Consider the following 15,636-nt stretch of genomic DNA (forward strand, 5'->3'; position numbering starts at 1 on the left):
AATATCCGGCGGCGCGGGCGCGCCACCGCACGCGCCGCTCGCGGTGGCGCGCCGTTTGCGCTAAACATGACGGCTATTCTCGACTGTGGTTTCAGATCGCCGCGCATGTCCAACGTCCGTACTTCCAGAGCCAACCGCACCATCGGCGAACCGTTCGAGGGGCAGAAGCTGCGGGCCGCGGTCCGCGAGATCGCCAAGGCCCACCAGGGCCGGGACCTCGACCTGCGCAACGCGGTCGTGGGCTATCTCAAGGGCGCCATGCAGGAGGCCCGCGCCGAGGCGGAGCGCCTCCTGAGGGAGGACGGCTGCGGGCGCTGCTGCGCCATGCGCCTTTCCGCCTTCCAGGATGCCATGATCGCCAGCGCCTATGAGGTGGCGACCACCATCCTTTATCCCGCGGACAATCCCTCCCGCTCTGAGCGCATGGCCATTGCGGCGGTAGGCGGCTACGGGCGCGGCATGCTCGCGCCGGGCTCCGACACCGACATCCTGTTCGTGCTGCCCTACAAGCAGACCGCCTGGGGCGAGAGCGTGGCCGAGGCCATCCTTTATATATTGTGGGACCTGGGCCTGAAGGTGGGGCACGCCACCCGCTCGGTGGACGAGTGCCTGCGCCAGGCGCGGGCCGACTTCACCATCCGCACCTCCATCCTGGAGGCGCGCTTCCTGGCGGGGGACAAGGCCCTGTTCCACGACCTGGAGCAGCGCTTCGACAAGGAGGTGGTGGAGGGCACCGGGGCCGAGTTCGTGGCCGCCAAGATGGCCGAGCGCGAGGAGCGCCTGCGCCGCGCCGGCCAGTCGCGCTATCTGGTCGAGCCCAACGTGAAGGACAGCAAGGGCGGCCTTCGGGACCTGCACACCCTGTTCTGGATCGCGAAATATGTCTACCGCGTGCAGACCACCAGCCAGCTCGTGGCCAAGGAGGTCTTCACCCGCGAGGAGGCGCGCCTCTTCACCCGCTGCGAGGATTTCCTGTGGTCGGTGCGCTGCCACCTCCACTTCCTCACCGGCCGCGCGGAGGATCGCCTCTCCTTCGATGTCCAGCGCGAGATGGCCCAGCGCCTCGGCTACACGGAGCATCCCGGCCAGAAGGACGTGGAGCGCTTCATGAAGCATTACTTCCTGGTGGCGAAGGACGTGGGCGACCTCACCGCCATCCTTTCCGCCGCGCTGGAGGAACACCAGGCCAAGCCCGTGCCGGGCCTGCGCGGCATGGTGGAGCGCCTGCGCCCCGGCCACCGCCGCGCCGCGCTGAAGGACACGCCGGACTTCATCCTCGACCACGACCGCCTCAACGTGGCCGATGCGGACGCCTTCAAGCGCGATCCGGTCAACCTCATCCGCATCTTCCACGTGGCCGACAAGCGCAACCTCGCGCTCCATCCCGATGCCATGCGGCTGATGGCGCGCTCGCTCCCCCTCATCGACGGCAAGCTGCGTGACAATCCGGAGGCGAACCGCCTGTTCCTGGAGGTGCTCGCCTCGAGGAACGCGCCGGAAACCGTGCTGCGGCGCATGAACGAAGCCGGCGTGCTCGGCCGCTTCCTTCCCGAGTTCGGGAAGATCGTGGCCATGATGCAGTTCAACATGTACCACCACTACACGGTGGACGAGCACCTGCTGCGCTGCATCGGCATCCTCTCCGAGATCGAGCACAAGAACAATCCGGAGAACGGCCTCGCCAACGAGCTGATGGCCACGGTGAAGAATCGCAACCTCGTCTATGTGGCCATGCTGCTGCACGACATCGCCAAGGGCCGGCCGGAGGACCATTCCACCGCCGGCGCCCGCATTGCTCGTCGCCTGTGCCCGCGCCTCGGCATGACGCCGGTGGAGACCGAGACCGTGGCGTGGCTGGTGGAGCAACACCTCATCATGTCCACGGTGGCCCAGTCGCGCGATCTCTCGGATCGTAAGACCATCGAGAATTTCGCTTCCGTGGTGCAGAGCCTCGACCGGTTGAAGCTCTTGACCATCATCACCACCGCGGACATTCGCGCCGTGGGGCCGGGCACCTGGAACAGCTGGAAGGCCCAGCTGCTGCGCACGCTCTATTATGAAACCGAGCCGGTGCTCACCGGCGGCTTTTCCGAGGTGGACCGGGGCAAGCGCGTCACCGCGGCCCAGTCCCAGCTGCGCCACGCGCTGGCCGACTGGCCGCCGGAGAAGGTGGAGGCCTATCTCGCCCGCCACTACCCCTCCTACTGGCTGCGCATGGACCTGGAGGCCAAGCTGCGCCACGCCCGCTTCATCGACGCCACCGAGGCGGCGGGGGAGAGCATCGCCACCCAGATCACCATGGAGCCGGGCCGGGGTGTCACCACGCTGACCGTGCTGGCGCCGGACCATCCCAAGCTCCTGTCCATCATCGCCGGGGCGTGTGCGGCCGCAGGCGCCAACATCATGGACGCCCACATCTCCACCACCACCGACGGCCTCGCGCTCGACACCATCGCCATCCGTCGCGCCTTCGAGCGCGACGATGACGAGGAGCGCCGCGCGGGCCGCATCCGTGAGGCGGTAGAGCAGGCGCTGAAGGGTGAGGTGCGCCTGCCGGAGGTGATGGCGCGCAAGCTGCCCAAGGGCCGCCGCACCTTCTCGCTGGAGCCGGAGGTGATGGTGAACAACTCCTGGTCCAACCGCCACACGGTGGTGGAGGTCTCCGGCCTCGACCGGCCGGGCCTCCTGTTCGCGCTCACCAACACGCTGTCGCGGCTCAACCTCAACATCGCCTCGGCCCATGTCGCCACCTTCGGCGAGCGGGCGGTGGACGTGTTCTACGTGACCGACCTCATGGGCGCGAAGATCACCGGTGCGGCGCGCCAGTCGGCCATCCGGCGGGCGCTGGTGGCGGTGTTCGAGGGCGCGCAGGACGACGAGGACGCCCCGCGCCGCGCGGTGCGGGCCTGAGGCTGGCGCTGCCCGATCACGAAGCATGACGGCCATGCGCGTCCCCTCACAGGGCGCACGCGCTGGCCGGGATGCTCCATCGTATTGACATGGCGGGGGTTTTCGCTCTGCCCTCGACTGTTGGGATGCGCCAGGGCTGGCCGCTTCCGGCGCGGCGGCCTATTTTTGGTCTTGCTCCCGCGGCCTGAAAGGTGCGAGCAAGTTGCAGCTGGGCCGCCGGGCCCGCATTCCAGAGCAAGGCAATCGCGCGGCGCCCGTGGCGCCACGCTCGCCACGCGGCATCCGACCGAACATGAGCACCGATCACGACCTTCTCGACCTTCCGGGCGATCCGGCCTCCATCCGCGTGGTGGTGGCCATGTCGGGAGGGGTCGATTCGTCCGTAACGGCCGCGTTGCTCGCCCGCGCGGGCTATGACGTGGTGGGGGTGACCCTCCAGCTCTACGATCACGGGGAGGCGGCCCACCGCCGCGGCGCCTGCTGCGCCGGGCAGGACATCTACGACGCCAGCGAGGTGGCGCGCACCCTTGGCATCCCCCATTACGTGCTCGACTATGAGAGCCGCTTCCGCGAGGAGGTGATCGACCGCTTCGCGGCGAGCTACGCTTCCGGCGTCACGCCGATTCCGTGCGTGGACTGCAACCGCACGGTCAAGTTCCGCGACCTGCTGGCTACGGCCGAGGAACTGGGTGCACAGGCGCTCGCCACCGGCCATTACGTTTCGAGCCGTGCCCTGCCGGATGGGCGGCGCGGCCTGTTCCGCGCGGCCGAGGTGGCACGGGACCAGAGCTATTTCCTCTATGCCACCACCGCCGCGCAGCTCCAGCGCCTGCGCTTCCCCCTCGGCGACATGATGAAGGGCGACGTGCGCGCGCTGGCGGCACGGTTCGGACTGCCGGTAGCCGACAAGCCCGACAGCCAGGATATCTGCTTCGTGCCCGGCGGCAATTATGCGGAGGTGGTGGAGCGCCTGCGGCCGGAAGCGGCGGAGCCGGGCGACATCGTGCATCTCGACGGGCGCGTGCTTGGCCGCCATCGGGGCGTGATGCATTACACCATCGGCCAGCGCAAGGGCCTGGGCATCGCCAGCTCCGACCCACTCTATGTGGTGGGTATCGATGCCGTCCGCCGCGAGGTGCGGGTGGGCCCGCGCGAGGCGCTGATGGTGCGCGCCGTCTCCATGGCCGACGTGAACTGGCTGGGCGAGGGCGCGTTCGAGGAGGCCTGCGCGCGCGGTCTGGAGGTGCAGGTGAAGGTGCGCTCCACGCGCGCCCCCGCGCCGGGCCGGCTCGGCCTCTCGCCGGATGGCGCTCCGGCGGTTCATCTCGCCGTCGGCGAGGAAGGCGTTGCGCCGGGGCAGGCTTGCGTGCTCTACGATAGCGCCGGCGACGGTGCGCGCCTTCTTGGCGGCGGCACCATCGTCAAGGCGGAGCGCACCGCCCGCAGCATGGCGGAGGTGGCCTGAGGCGCCGCCCAAGAGGACAACCGGCCGCCCGGCGCCGCGAGGATGCGGGGGAGGCCCAGGGATGGATGGTCCGGGAAAGGCGTTCGCGGTCACCGCAGGGACGATGCTGGGAGAAGGCGAGGATGGCGGTTCAGTACGATCTTGAGGGCCAGAAGCGCGCCTATGCCAAATGGGCCCCCATCTATGACAAGGTCTATGTGAAGCTCCTGGCCGATGCGCAGCGCAAGGCGGCCACCACCGCCGCCGCCTGCGGCCCCCGCATCCTGGAAGTGGGCGTCGGCACCGGGCTGGTGCTGCCCTATTACCCGCCCAACGTGAGCGTCACCGGTATCGACCTCTCCTTCGACATGCTGCAGAAGGCGGTGGAGAAGAAGGTGGACCGCGGGCTCGATCAGGTGGGCCTGCTGGCCGCCATGGACGCCTGCAACCTCGGCTTCGCCGACGAGACCTTCGATGCCGTCACCGTGCCGTTCGTCATCACCCTGGTGCCGGACCCGGAAGGCGCGCTCGACGAGATGTACCGGGTGCTGAAGCCCGGCGGCGAGATCATCGTGGCCTCCAAGCTCGGCGCCGACGAGGGGCCGATGATGCACATCGAGCAGGCGCTGGCGCCGCTGGTGAAGAAGGTGGGCTGGAGCATCGCCTTCAAGGCCGGCCGCCTGCGCACCTGGGCCGCGCGCTACCCCGACATGGAGGTGGTGGAGGTCTCCCCGGTGTTCCCGGTGGGCTTCTTCAAGCTGGTGCGCATCAAGAAGAAGATGAAGGTGTAAGACTCGCCTCTCTTTCTTGACAGGGGGGAAGGCGGCCCCCTATAAGCCCGCCTCTAGCCGATGCGCTTTGCCGCGTCGGCGGATGTGGCAGCGTAGCTCAGTTGGTGAGAGCGCCGGATTCATAACCCGGAGGTCGGCGGTTCAAGTCCGCCCGCTGCTACCATCCCTCCACTTTCCGAATTCCTCCGCTTTTGATGCGGCCCGGCTTCGCGCTTTCCGCGCGCGGATGTCGCCTTCCTTATCCCTGCGGCGCCGAATCGCTCTATCAGGCTGGCTCCGCCATGTGGGATCATGGCGCGGGAATGGGAGAGGGGCCAATGGACTTCATCACCGCGGTCAAGACCTGCCTGTCGAAATACGCCGTGTTCCAGGGCCGGGCCTCGCGCAGCGAGTTCTGGTGGTTCGAGCTGTTCCTGCTGCTGGTGGCGCTGGCCGTGCCCTTTATCGTCGCGCTGCTGTTCGGCGGGGTGATGACTGAGCACATGTCGGCGGAAGCCATGGGCGAGACGGGCCATGGCTGGGGCATGATGTGGGGCGTGGGCGGCGCCGCTGGCGCCATTCCCCATCTTGTGAACCTGGCGCTGTTCCTGCCGGCGCTCGGGGTCACGGTGCGGCGGCTGCACGATGTGGGGCGCAGCGGCTGGTGGGTGCTGCTGATGGCGGTGCCGCTCATCGGCTTCCTGGTGCTGCTGTTCTGGTTCGTCCAGCCCTCCGAGCCGCGCGCCAACGCCCACGGCCCGCAGCCCCTGCCGGCGCTGCCCGCGGCCTGAGCGCCTCGCCTGAATGCGAAAGGGGCGGATGACGCCCGCCGTGCGTCTCCGCCCCTTTCATAAGGCCAAATGCCTGTTGCGCCTGATCCGCGGGCCTCGGGCGGAAGCCCGCGCGGCGCCCCCCGCGTGAAGCGCTCTGGATGTCGGCCAGAGACCGGGGGTGGTGTGCTGCCGGCTGCGGCGCTCAGGTCTCGTCGCGCGCGCGGATCCACTCCACGATGCCGGAGAAGTCCTTGCCCTCGTTTCCCTCCTCCGCGAACGCGGTGTAGAGGGCGGTGGCGGCTGCGCCCAGGGCGGTGGCCGCGCCGGCCTGGGTGGCCGCCTCCTGCGACAGCCGCAGGTCCTTCAGCATGAGGGCGGCGGCGAAGCCGGGCTGGTAGGCGCGGTTCGCCGGGCTCGTGGGCACCGGGCCGGGCACCGGGCAATAGGTGGTGAGCGACCAGCACTGGCCGGAGGAGGTGGAGGCGACCTCGTAGAGCGCCTCGTGGGAGAGGCCGAGCTTCTCGCCCAGCACGAACGCCTCCGAAACCGCGATCATGGAAATGCCGAGGATCATGTTGTTGCAGATCTTCGCCGCCTGCCCCGCGCCCGCGCCGCCGCAATGGACGATCTTCCGGCCCATGGCCTCCAGGTAGGGCCGCGCCTTGGCGAAGGCGCCGTCGGTGCCGCCCACCATGAAGGTGAGGGTGGCGGCTTCCGCCCCGCCGACGCCGCCGGACACAGGCGCATCCACGCTCTCGTGGCCCGCCGCCTTCGCCGCCTCGTGGAAGGTGCGGGCGGAGGCGACGTCGATGGTGGAGGAATCGATGAACAGCGTGCCGGGCCGTGCCGCGGCGAACAGGCCCTCGGTCCCGCCCGTGGCGCTCACCACATGCCGGCCGGAGGGCAGCATGGTGACCACCACATCGGCGCCCGCCACGGCCGCGCAGGCGCTTTCGGCCACGGCGACGCCGCGCGCCTTGCCGGCCTCCACCGCGGCCGGGGCGAGATCGAAGCCGGTGACCGCGTGCCCGGCCTTGATGAGGTTGCCGGCCATGGGCGCCCCCATGTTGCCGAGACCGATGAATGCGATGGTGGCCATGTGGTTCCTCCCTATGCCGCCGGTCCCGGTCTTCAGCCGGTGCTCGGCGGACTTCATTCAAGCGCCGCTCAGGCTTGCTCAGGGGCCCTGTCGGCGATGTCGTCGGGGCGCCGGGCGCGGCCGTCTGCGCGGCCTTGCGCTGGCCGCGGTCCTCAGCCGATCAGCGTGCGGGACACGATGAGGCGCATGATCTCGTTGGTGCCTTCGAGGATCTGGTGCACGCGCAGGTCGCGCACGATCTTCTCGATGCCGTAGTCGGCCAGGTAGCCGTAGCCGCCGTGGAGCTGGAGCGCCTCGTTGGCCACCTTGAAGCCGCTGTCGGTGGCGACGCGCTTGGCCATGGCGCACAGCTTGGTGGCATCGCCGGTCTTGGCGTCGAGGGCGGCAGCCGCCCGCCACAGGAAGGTGCGCGCCACCTCTAGCTCGGTGGCCATGTCGGCGAGGCGGAACTGCAGCGCCTGGAATGCGTCGAGCCGCTTTCCGAACGCCTTGCGCTCGCGCATGTAGGCCAGCGTCCGGTCGAGTGCCGCCTGGGCCCCGCCGAGGGAGCAGGCGCCGATGTTCAGCCGTCCGCCATCGAGCCCCGCCATGGCGATCGCGAAGCCCTCGCCCTCCGCGCCCAGCCGGTTTTCCACGGGCACGCGGACGCCCTCCAACATGACGGCGCGGGTGGGCTGCACGTTCCAGCCCATCTTCCGCTCGTTGGCGCCGAAGGAAAGGCCGGGGGTGCCGGCGGGGATGACCAGGGTGGAGATGCCCTTGGGGCCTTCGCCGCCGGTGCGCACCATCACCACGTAGATGTCCGATGCGCCGGCGCCCGAGATGAACTGCTTCTGGCCGTCCACGATATAGTGGTCGCCCGCGCGCACCGCCCGCGTCTTCAGCGCGGCGGCGTCGGAGCCCGCGCCCGGCTCGGTGAGGCAATAGGAGGCGAGGTGCTCCATGGCGGCGAGCTTCGGCACGAAGCGCCCGCGCTGGGCGTCGTCGCCGAAGCGGTCGATCATCCAGGTCGCCATGTTGTGGATGGAGAGATAGGCCGCCGTGCCCGGGCAGCCGGTGGCGAGCTGCTCGAAGATCAGCGCCGCATCGAGCCGGGAAAGGCCGGAGCCGCCCACGTCCTCGCGCACATAGATGCCGCCCATGCCCAGCGCCGCTGCTGCGCGCAGGGTCTCGACCGGGAAGTGCTTCTTCTCGTCCCACGCCACGGCATTGGGGGCGATCTCCGCGTCGGCGAAGTCGCGGGCCATGTCGCGGATGGCGATCTGGTCTTCGGAGAGGGTGAACATGTCGCTCGCGCCACGGAAATCATGGGCGACGGGGTGGGCGCCCCGTCGGGTGGTCCGGCATCGCCGGCGGGCCTGAACCGGGCGCCCCCGCCTCGCGCGGGCGCCCGGCCGCAGGCTCAGCCCATGGTGGGGATGACGAAGTCGGCGCCGTCCTTGATGCCCGAGGGCCAGCGGGAGGTGACCGTCTTGGTCTTGGTATAGAAGCGGATCGAATCCGGCCCGTGCTGGTTGAGATCGCCGAAGCCCGAGCGCTTCCAGCCGCCGAAGGTGTGGTAGGCGAGCGGCACCGGGATCGGCACGTTGATGCCCACCATGCCCACGTTCACCTTGGAGGCGAAGTCGCGCGCCGCGTCTCCGTCGCGGGTGTAGATGGCGACGCCGTTGCCGTATTCGTGCTCGGTGGGCAGGCGCAGGGCTTCCTTGTAGTCGGGCGCGCGCACCACGGTGAGGACGGGGCCGAAGATCTCTTCCTTGTAGATGCGCATGTCCGGCGTCACGCGGTCGAACAGGCAGCCGCCCATGTAGAAGCCGTTCTCATAGCCCTGGAGCTTGAAGTCGCGCCCGTCCACCAGGAGCTTGGCGCCTTCCTGGACGCCGGCGTCCACATAGCCCTTCACCCGTGCCACCGCCTCGCGGGTGACGAGGGGGCCGAAATCGGCGGTGGGGTCGGTGGAAGGGCCGATCTTCAGGCTCTCGACGCGCGGCACCAGCTTCTCGATGAGGCGGTCCGCTGTGGCCTCGCCCACCGGCACCGCCACCGAGATGGCCATGCAGCGCTCGCCAGCCGAGCCGTAGCCGGCGCCGATGAGCGCGTCTGCCGCCTGGTCGAGGTCGGCGTCGGGCATGATGATCATGTGGTTCTTGGCGCCGCCGAAGCCCTGCACGCGCTTGCCGTTGGCCGCGCCGCGCGCATAGATGTACTGCGCGATGGAGGACGAGCCCACGAAACCGATGGCGTGGATGTCCGGGTCGTCGAGGATGGCGTCCACCGCTTCCTTGTCGCCGTTCACCACGTTGAGGACGCCGGCCGGCAGGCCCGCCTCGATCATCAGCTCGGCGAGGTGCATGGGCACGCCGGGGTCGCGCTCCGACGGCTTCAGGATGAAGGCATTGCCGCAGGCGATGGCCGGGCCGAACTTCCACATGGGGATCATGGCCGGGAAGTTGAATGGCGTGATGCCCGCGACCACGCCCAGCGGCTGGCGCATGGAATAAAGGTCGATGCCGGGGCCGGCGCCGTCGGTGTACTCGCCCTTCATGAGGTGCGGGATGCCGCACGAGAACTCGATCACCTCCAGGCCGCGCTGGATGTCGCCCTTGGCATCGGGAATGGTCTTGCCATGCTCGCGGGCGAGCAGCTCGGCGAGCGCGTCATAGTCGCGCTGCACCAGCTCCAGGAACTTCATCATCACGCGGGCGCGGCGCTGCGGATTGGTGGCGGCCCAGGCGGGCTGGGCCGCCTTGGCGTTTTCCACCGCCGCGCGCATCTCCGCCGTGCTGGCGAGGGCGACGGTGGCGATCACCTCGCCCGTCATGGGCTGGAACACGTCGGCCTTGCGGCCCGAAGTGCCCGGCACGTGCTTGCCGCCGATGAAATGGCCGATGTCGCGCATGGTGCGTGTCCTTCCCGGTGAATGCGTTTCCAAGAGTGTTGTGGCCGCTGGCGCGACCTTTGTTGGCCGGCACAATGCCCTATCCTTTTGTGCACATAAAGGGCAATCTCCGCACGCTCAATGTGCGAAAATAAACAGAAGGAAGGGGCGCGTGGCGGATTTCGACTGGTCGGACCTGCGCTTCTTCCTCGCGGTGGCGCGCGCCGGGCGGCTCACGGCGGCGGCGGCCCGGCTCGCGGTGGAGCATTCCACGGTCAGCCGGCGGCTCGGCGCGCTGGAGGCGCGGCTCGGTGCCAAGCTGTTCGATCGCCGACCCCACGGTTATGCCCTCACCGCCGCTGGCGAGCGGCTGATGGCGGCGGCCGAGGGCATGGAAAGCCTGGCGCTCGCCGCCCAGGGGGCGATCGCGGGGGCCGATCTCGGCGTCGCCGGCACGGTGCGCATCGGCGCCCCCGACGGTTTCGGCACCTTCTTCCTGGCGCCGCGAATCGCGACCCTGGCCGAAACCCATCCGGATCTCGATATCCAGCTCCTGGCCATGCCGCGGGTGTTCTCGCTCTCGAAGCGCGAGGCGGACCTTGCCATCTCCCTGAGCCGGCCGAAGGAGGGGCGCCTGCACGCCCGCAAGCTCACGGACTACCGCCTGCGCCTCTACGCCTCGCGCGGGTATCTCAACCGGCACGGGCCCATCGAAAGCCGGGCGGCGCTCAATCGCCATGCCTTCGTCGGCTATGTGGACGACCTCATCTACACGCCGGAGCTGGACTATGTGCCCCTGGTGGCGAAGGACCTGCGGGTGCGCCTGAAGAGCTCCAGCCTGGTGGCGCAGCTCACCGCCACCCGCGGCGGAGCCGGGGTGTGCGTGCTGCCCTGCTTCATGGGCGATCTGTTCGCGGGGGAGGCGAGCGACGCCCTGGTGCCGGTGCTGCCGGAGGAGGTGGGCATCACCCGCACCTTCTGGCTCATCAGCCACACCGACATGCGCGATCTCGCCCGCATCCGGGTGGCGGCGGATTTCATCGCCGCCGAGGTGCACAAGGCGCGCGGCGTGTTTCTCGCGGCCTGAGGGGCGGCGGCGGGACAGAATAGGCAGGTGACAGGTCTTTCAATGCCGGTGCGCCTCCGTCGAGACATCGGTGTATTCAGTCCACGCTGGCATCAAAATCCGCTTCGCCTCCCGATGTCGCATGAATATGCTGCCCTGCGGGGGGACTGGGCCACATCGCCCATGCCCGTAGGTCACGGAGGAACGCCTCGGAACCGCAGGTGCCCGGCTCGTCGAGCCGTTCCAGACGTTCGTGTCGCGTAGCTTTCCAAATCTGGGAAACAACACCATGTTCGGGCAGAAGTCGAAGAGCGATGAGCTGATTTCCGTTCTTGGAAATTATTGCGGTGTCGGCCTGTGGGATGCGGTCCTCGTCAATGAAGACGCCATGCATCCGCAGAGCAAGTGGACCTGGACCAACGAGTTTCGCCGTCTTCTGGGCTATAGCGGCGATTACGATTTCCCAAATGTCGTCCAGTCATGGTCGGATAAGCTTCATCCCGAAGATGCCGGGCCGACCTTCGCCGCATTCGGGGGCGCGCTGAAGAAGAAGGATGGCAAGTCCATCTACAACGTTATTTACCGCCTGAAGATGAAGGATGGCTCTTACCGCTGGTTCCGCGCCACGGGCGGCGTAGTTCACGATGCGAGCGGCAAGGCTGTCCGCGCCTGCGGCTCGCTGGTGGACATCCACGACAACGTCCTCGCCGAGCAGGCGGCGAACAAGCGGGTGGAGATGGTGGAGGCGCTGACGGCGCGCTTCGATACCGAGGCGTCCTCGCTCATCGGCACCTTCCAGTCCACCGCGCAGTCCCTGCAGGCGGCAGCCAGGCAGCTCGCGGGCGCCGCGAAGAAGACCTCCGACGAATCGGTCGTGGTTGTCTCGACCGTGGAGGAAGCCGCCGCCAACCTCTCCACCGTGGCCTCCTCCTCCGAGGAGCTGGGGGCCTCGGTGGACGAGATCGCCCGCCAGATCGACCTTTCGGCCGAGATGTCCAAGGGCTCGGTGAGCGAGGCGCGCACCACCTCCGCGATCATGAGCGAGCTGAGCGCGGTGGCGGCCGATATCGGCAACGTGGTGGACCTCATTTCCGGTCTCGCGGGGCAGACCAACCTGCTGGCGCTCAACGCCACCATCGAGGCCGCCCGCGCCGGCGACAGCGGCAAGGGCTTCGCCGTGGTGGCGAGCGAGGTGAAGCAGCTCGCCTCCCAGACCGCCTCCGCCACCTCCGAGATTTCCAACAAGGTGGCCGCCATCCAGAACGCCACCACGCGCGCCGCCACGGCCATCGAAGGCATCATGCGGACCATCGGCTCGGTGAACGATGCCATCACGTCCATCGCCTCCGCAGTGGAGGAGCAGGGCAGCGCCACCCGCGAGATCGTGCGCTCCATCAGCCAGGTGTCGGACGGCACCCATATGGTGACGGAGAACATCTCCAATGTCTCGCAGGCCGCCGGGGAGACCGAGCAGGTGGCGCAGAGCCTCCTCTCTTCCTCCACCACCATCGGCACGGAGGCCACCACGCTGCAGGAAAAGATGCGGCGCTTCATCTCCGATCTGAAGGCGGCATAGCCCCGTGACGGCGGCGCGCCTTGCGTCGGCGCGCCGCCTCTAGGATAAGGCGCCATGAGCCAAGATCCGAGCCAAAGCCCGTCCGGCGCCGTGCCCGCCGCCCCCGAGAGCGATCCCTTCCTCGATGCCGGCCGGCTGATGTTCGCGGCCGACTGGCAATTCATCGCCGCCGCTCCCACCACCGATGTGCTGCCCCCCATGCAGGGGCTGGAAGTGGCGCTGGCCGGGCGCTCCAATGTCGGCAAGTCCTCGCTGGTGAATGCGCTCACCGGCCGCAAGGCGCTGGCGCGGACCTCCGTCACGCCCGGGCGCACGCAGGAACTCATCTTCTTCCGCGCCCAGCCGGAGCTGATGCTGGTGGATATGCCCGGCTACGGCTTCGCCAAGGCGCCCAAGGAAAAGGTGGACGCCTGGACGCGCACCATCCGCGCCTATCTGCGCGGGCGGGTGAACCTCGGGCGCGTATTCGTGCTCATCGATTCCCGCCACGGCATCAAGCCGGTGGACGAGGAAATCCTGGATCTGCTGGACAAGGCGGCCGTCTCCTACGCCATCGTGCTCACCAAGGTGGACCAGGTGAAGCCCTCTGCCCTTCCCGATGTGGTGGCTGCCGTGCAGGAGAAGATCCGCAGGCGCCCTGCGGCCTACCCGGAAGTGTTCCCCACGTCGAGCGAGACGGGTGCCGGCTTTCCGGAGCTGCGCGCGGCTATCGCCCGGCTGGTGGCCGAGCGCAGCTGAGGCGCGCGGGGCGGTTGCCGCCAGGGGTGGTTGAAGCCCTGGAGTGCAGAGCTTGGCCCATGGGCAGTCGCCTGGCCTCGGGCCGGGGAAAGGCGGCCGGCGCGCCTCGAGTGCAGAGGGCGTTGCCTTGATGCCAAAGGCTGGCTGGCGGTGATCACGCTCCCCGCCAATTTCATATACAGGCAAAACCTGTTCGATGGCGGGCCGGAGCCGTGGGCATGAGGCAACTCCCGCATCGGCGGGGGCGGGGCCATATGAGGGGGACATGATGCGCATCCTCTCCCTCCTCGTCCTGCTCGCCGCCCTCGCCGGGGCGGCGCCGTGGCTCGTGCCGGTGGCGAAGGAGAGCGCGCGCCTCGTGGCCGCGCGGGATGATCCCGCCGCGCTCGCGGACCTCGGCCTTCGCGACTTCTCCGTCGCCGACGCCGCTGCCGCCATCGAGGCCGCCCTGAGCGCGGACGATGTGGCGCTCACCGCCTCCTATGTGGCACTCGCCGACGCACGCGGCCTCGCGCTGGCGCCGGAGCTGCGCGCGCGTGTTGCCGCAGCCGATGCGCCTTCGGCCCAGGCCCTGCGCACCGCGCGCGATTTCGGCGCCGGCTTCGTCAGCGGCCAGCCGGAGGGCATGGCCGGGCTCGCCGGCGCGCTGGCGGGCGATCTCATGGTGTGGGGTGACATCCGCGACGCTTCCCGCGAGGGCTGGAAGCTGGCGCGCGGGGAGGATGCGGATGAAGTGATCCTCGGCCTCTCGGCCGTGGGCCTCGCGCTCACCGCCGGCACCTATGCCACCGGCGGGGCGGGCCTGCCGGTGCGGGCCGGCATCACTTTGGTGAAGGTGGCGGGGCGCACGGGCCGGCTTTCCGCGGCGCTCGCGCGCAGCCTCGGCCGGGCGGTGCGCGAGAGCGTCGATCTGCCCGCCCTGCGCCGGCTCGCGGCCCATCCGGGCGCGGTGGATGCGGCGGCGCTGAAGGGCGTGGTGCGGGCGGACCACCTCGCGGGCCTCGTCCGCATGCTGGACGACGTGGCGGTGGTCGAGGCCAAGGCCGGCGCCCGCGCCGCCCTGGAGGGGCTGAAGGTGGCCGAAGGCGGGCGCGACCTCGCGCGCGTGGCCCGTCTCGCGGAGGCCAAGGGCGGGCAGACCCTCGCCATATTGAAGACCCTGGGCCGGGGCGCCATCGTCGTCGGCGGGGCGCTGCTGAAGCTGGTGTGGTGGGCGCTGGCGCTCGCGGCCTATGCCTGGCTGGTGGTGTCGTCCGCCAACGCCTTCTGCGTCGCCTGCGCCCGCCGGCTGTGGCGCCGGCCGGGCCGGGGAGGGCGCACATCAGCGGTGGCCGGCTCCTCGCCGCTCCGGTTGCCGTGATGCCGCGCCCGCGTCATGGGGGCGGCGGGGACGAGGCGCGGCACTGGAGCGTTTCGTCGTTTCGCGGAAACGCCGGAACACTCCAGGTTTTGATGTCACGCATTTTCTTCACGCGGATCGGTGCGCACTTCGCTCGAAAATGCTCTAGGGTCGCGCCCGTTTTTCCCGCACCGCTGCGCATCGCGCGGGAGCCCCAGGGACCCCCAATGCCCCATTTCGATTCCGCCGGCATCGACATCGCCTATCTCGACGAGGGGGCGGGCGATCCCGTGCTCCTCATCCACGGCTTCGCCTCCAACAAGGAGATCAACTGGGTCGGCCCCTCCTGGCTGAAGACCCTCACCGAGGCCGGCTACCGGGTGATCGCGTTCGATCATCGCGGCCACGGCGCCTCCGGCAAGGTCTACGACCCCGCGCTCTACCACACCGCCCGCATGGCGGAGGACGCGCGGCGCCTGCTCTCCCATCTCGGCATCGAGCGGGCCGATGTCATCGGCTATTCGATGGGCGCGCGGGTGGGGGCCTTCAGCGCCCTCCTGTTCCCGGAGATGGTGCGCTCGCTGGTGCTGGGCGGGCTCGGCATCCACCTGGTGGACGGGGTCGGCCTGCCCCAGTCCATCGCCGACGCCATGGAGGCGCCGAGCCTCGATGCGGTCGAGGACCCCATGGGCCGCATGTTCCGCGCCTTCGCCGATGCCAACAGGCAGGACCTCAAGGCGCTCGCCGCCTGCATCCGCGGCTCGCGGCAGGTGCTGTCGCGCGAGGAGGTGGCCCGTATCTTCCAGCCGGTGCTGGTGGCGGTGGGCACCCGCGACACCGTGGCCGGCGACGCGCGCGCCCTTGTGGAACTGCTGCCCGACGGCGAGGTGCTCGACATCCCCAACCGCGACCACAACCCGGCGGTGGGCGACAAGGTGTTCAAGCAGGGCGTTCTCGATTTCCTGAAGCGGCGGCCCTGAACGGCGCCCTGCGCGTGCGCCGCCGCATGTGCTAAGAAGGGGACCAAGGTTCCCAACGTCTTC

12 protein-coding genes and 1 tRNA gene are annotated in these 15,636 nt (G+C 69.3%); 10 read left to right on the top strand and 3 right to left on the bottom strand.

The features are described from left to right. Positions 1 to 105 precede the first annotated feature (105 nt). The 5 genes from V5F61_RS08270 (at position 106) to V5F61_RS08290 (ending at position 5,915) form a co-directional block, all read left to right on the top strand. A complete protein-coding gene (locus V5F61_RS08270; protein ID WP_393989948.1) occupies positions 106 to 2,910 on the top strand; it encodes a [protein-PII] uridylyltransferase in 2,805 nt (934 codons plus the stop codon). Between the two features lie 292 nt (positions 2,911 to 3,202). Next, positions 3,203 to 4,375, top strand: a complete 1,173-nt coding sequence (mnmA, locus tag V5F61_RS08275; RefSeq protein WP_393989949.1) for a tRNA 2-thiouridine(34) synthase MnmA — start codon at positions 3,203 to 3,205, stop codon at positions 4,373 to 4,375. 122 nt (positions 4,376 to 4,497) lie between these two features. After that, on the top strand, positions 4,498 to 5,145 hold the full coding sequence (locus V5F61_RS08280; RefSeq protein WP_393989950.1) for a class I SAM-dependent methyltransferase: 648 nt from the start codon (positions 4,498 to 4,500) through the stop codon (positions 5,143 to 5,145). Between the two features lie 86 nt (positions 5,146 to 5,231). Then, positions 5,232 to 5,308 (top strand) — tRNA-Met (locus V5F61_RS08285). 154 nt (positions 5,309 to 5,462) lie between these two features. Continuing rightward, positions 5,463 to 5,915, top strand: a complete 453-nt coding sequence (locus V5F61_RS08290) for a DUF805 domain-containing protein (RefSeq protein WP_393989951.1) — start codon at positions 5,463 to 5,465, stop codon at positions 5,913 to 5,915. 184 nt (positions 5,916 to 6,099) lie between these two features. Here the strand turns inward: V5F61_RS08290 and mmsB are convergent, their stop codons facing one another. The 3 genes from mmsB to V5F61_RS08305 form a co-directional block, all read right to left on the bottom strand. After that, entirely contained in the window at positions 6,100 to 6,996 is an 897-nt protein-coding gene (gene mmsB / locus V5F61_RS08295) for a 3-hydroxyisobutyrate dehydrogenase (RefSeq protein ID WP_393989952.1), read from the bottom strand. A gap of 152 nt (positions 6,997 to 7,148) precedes the next feature. Further along, positions 7,149 to 8,282 (bottom strand): isobutyryl-CoA dehydrogenase, encoded by a 1,134-nt coding sequence (locus V5F61_RS08300; protein WP_393989953.1) that lies wholly within the window; start codon positions 8,280 to 8,282, stop codon positions 7,149 to 7,151. A gap of 116 nt (positions 8,283 to 8,398) precedes the next feature. Beyond that, positions 8,399 to 9,895, bottom strand: a complete 1,497-nt coding sequence (locus V5F61_RS08305) for a CoA-acylating methylmalonate-semialdehyde dehydrogenase (RefSeq protein WP_393989954.1) — start codon at positions 9,893 to 9,895, stop codon at positions 8,399 to 8,401. 151 nt (positions 9,896 to 10,046) lie between these two features. On the opposite strand from V5F61_RS08305, the gene V5F61_RS08310 reads away from it, so the two are divergent. From V5F61_RS08310 to V5F61_RS08330, 5 genes are all read left to right on the top strand, one after another. Further along, positions 10,047 to 10,961 (top strand): LysR family transcriptional regulator, encoded by a 915-nt coding sequence (locus V5F61_RS08310; RefSeq protein ID WP_393989955.1) that lies wholly within the window; start codon positions 10,047 to 10,049, stop codon positions 10,959 to 10,961. A 268-nt stretch (positions 10,962 to 11,229) separates the two neighbouring features. Beyond that, positions 11,230 to 12,516 carry a methyl-accepting chemotaxis protein gene (locus V5F61_RS08315; protein ID WP_393989956.1) on the top strand — a complete coding sequence of 429 codons (1,287 nt, stop codon included), beginning with the start codon at positions 11,230 to 11,232 and terminating at the stop codon, positions 12,514 to 12,516. Positions 12,517 to 12,654: 138 nt separating this feature from the next. Then, entirely contained in the window at positions 12,655 to 13,254 is a 600-nt protein-coding gene (yihA, locus tag V5F61_RS08320; protein ID WP_393989977.1) for a ribosome biogenesis GTP-binding protein YihA/YsxC, read from the top strand. A gap of 265 nt (positions 13,255 to 13,519) precedes the next feature. Continuing rightward, on the top strand, positions 13,520 to 14,614 hold the full coding sequence (locus tag V5F61_RS08325; protein WP_393989957.1) for a hypothetical protein: 1,095 nt from the start codon (positions 13,520 to 13,522) through the stop codon (positions 14,612 to 14,614). Positions 14,615 to 14,820: 206 nt separating this feature from the next. Next, on the top strand, positions 14,821 to 15,573 hold the full coding sequence (locus V5F61_RS08330) for an alpha/beta fold hydrolase (RefSeq protein WP_393989958.1): 753 nt from the start codon (positions 14,821 to 14,823) through the stop codon (positions 15,571 to 15,573). Positions 15,574 to 15,636 lie beyond the last annotated feature (63 nt).

Origin of the sequence: Xanthobacter sediminis (assembly GCF_043195015.1) — a bacterium.
GTDB lineage: Bacteria > Pseudomonadota > Alphaproteobacteria > Rhizobiales > Xanthobacteraceae > Xanthobacter.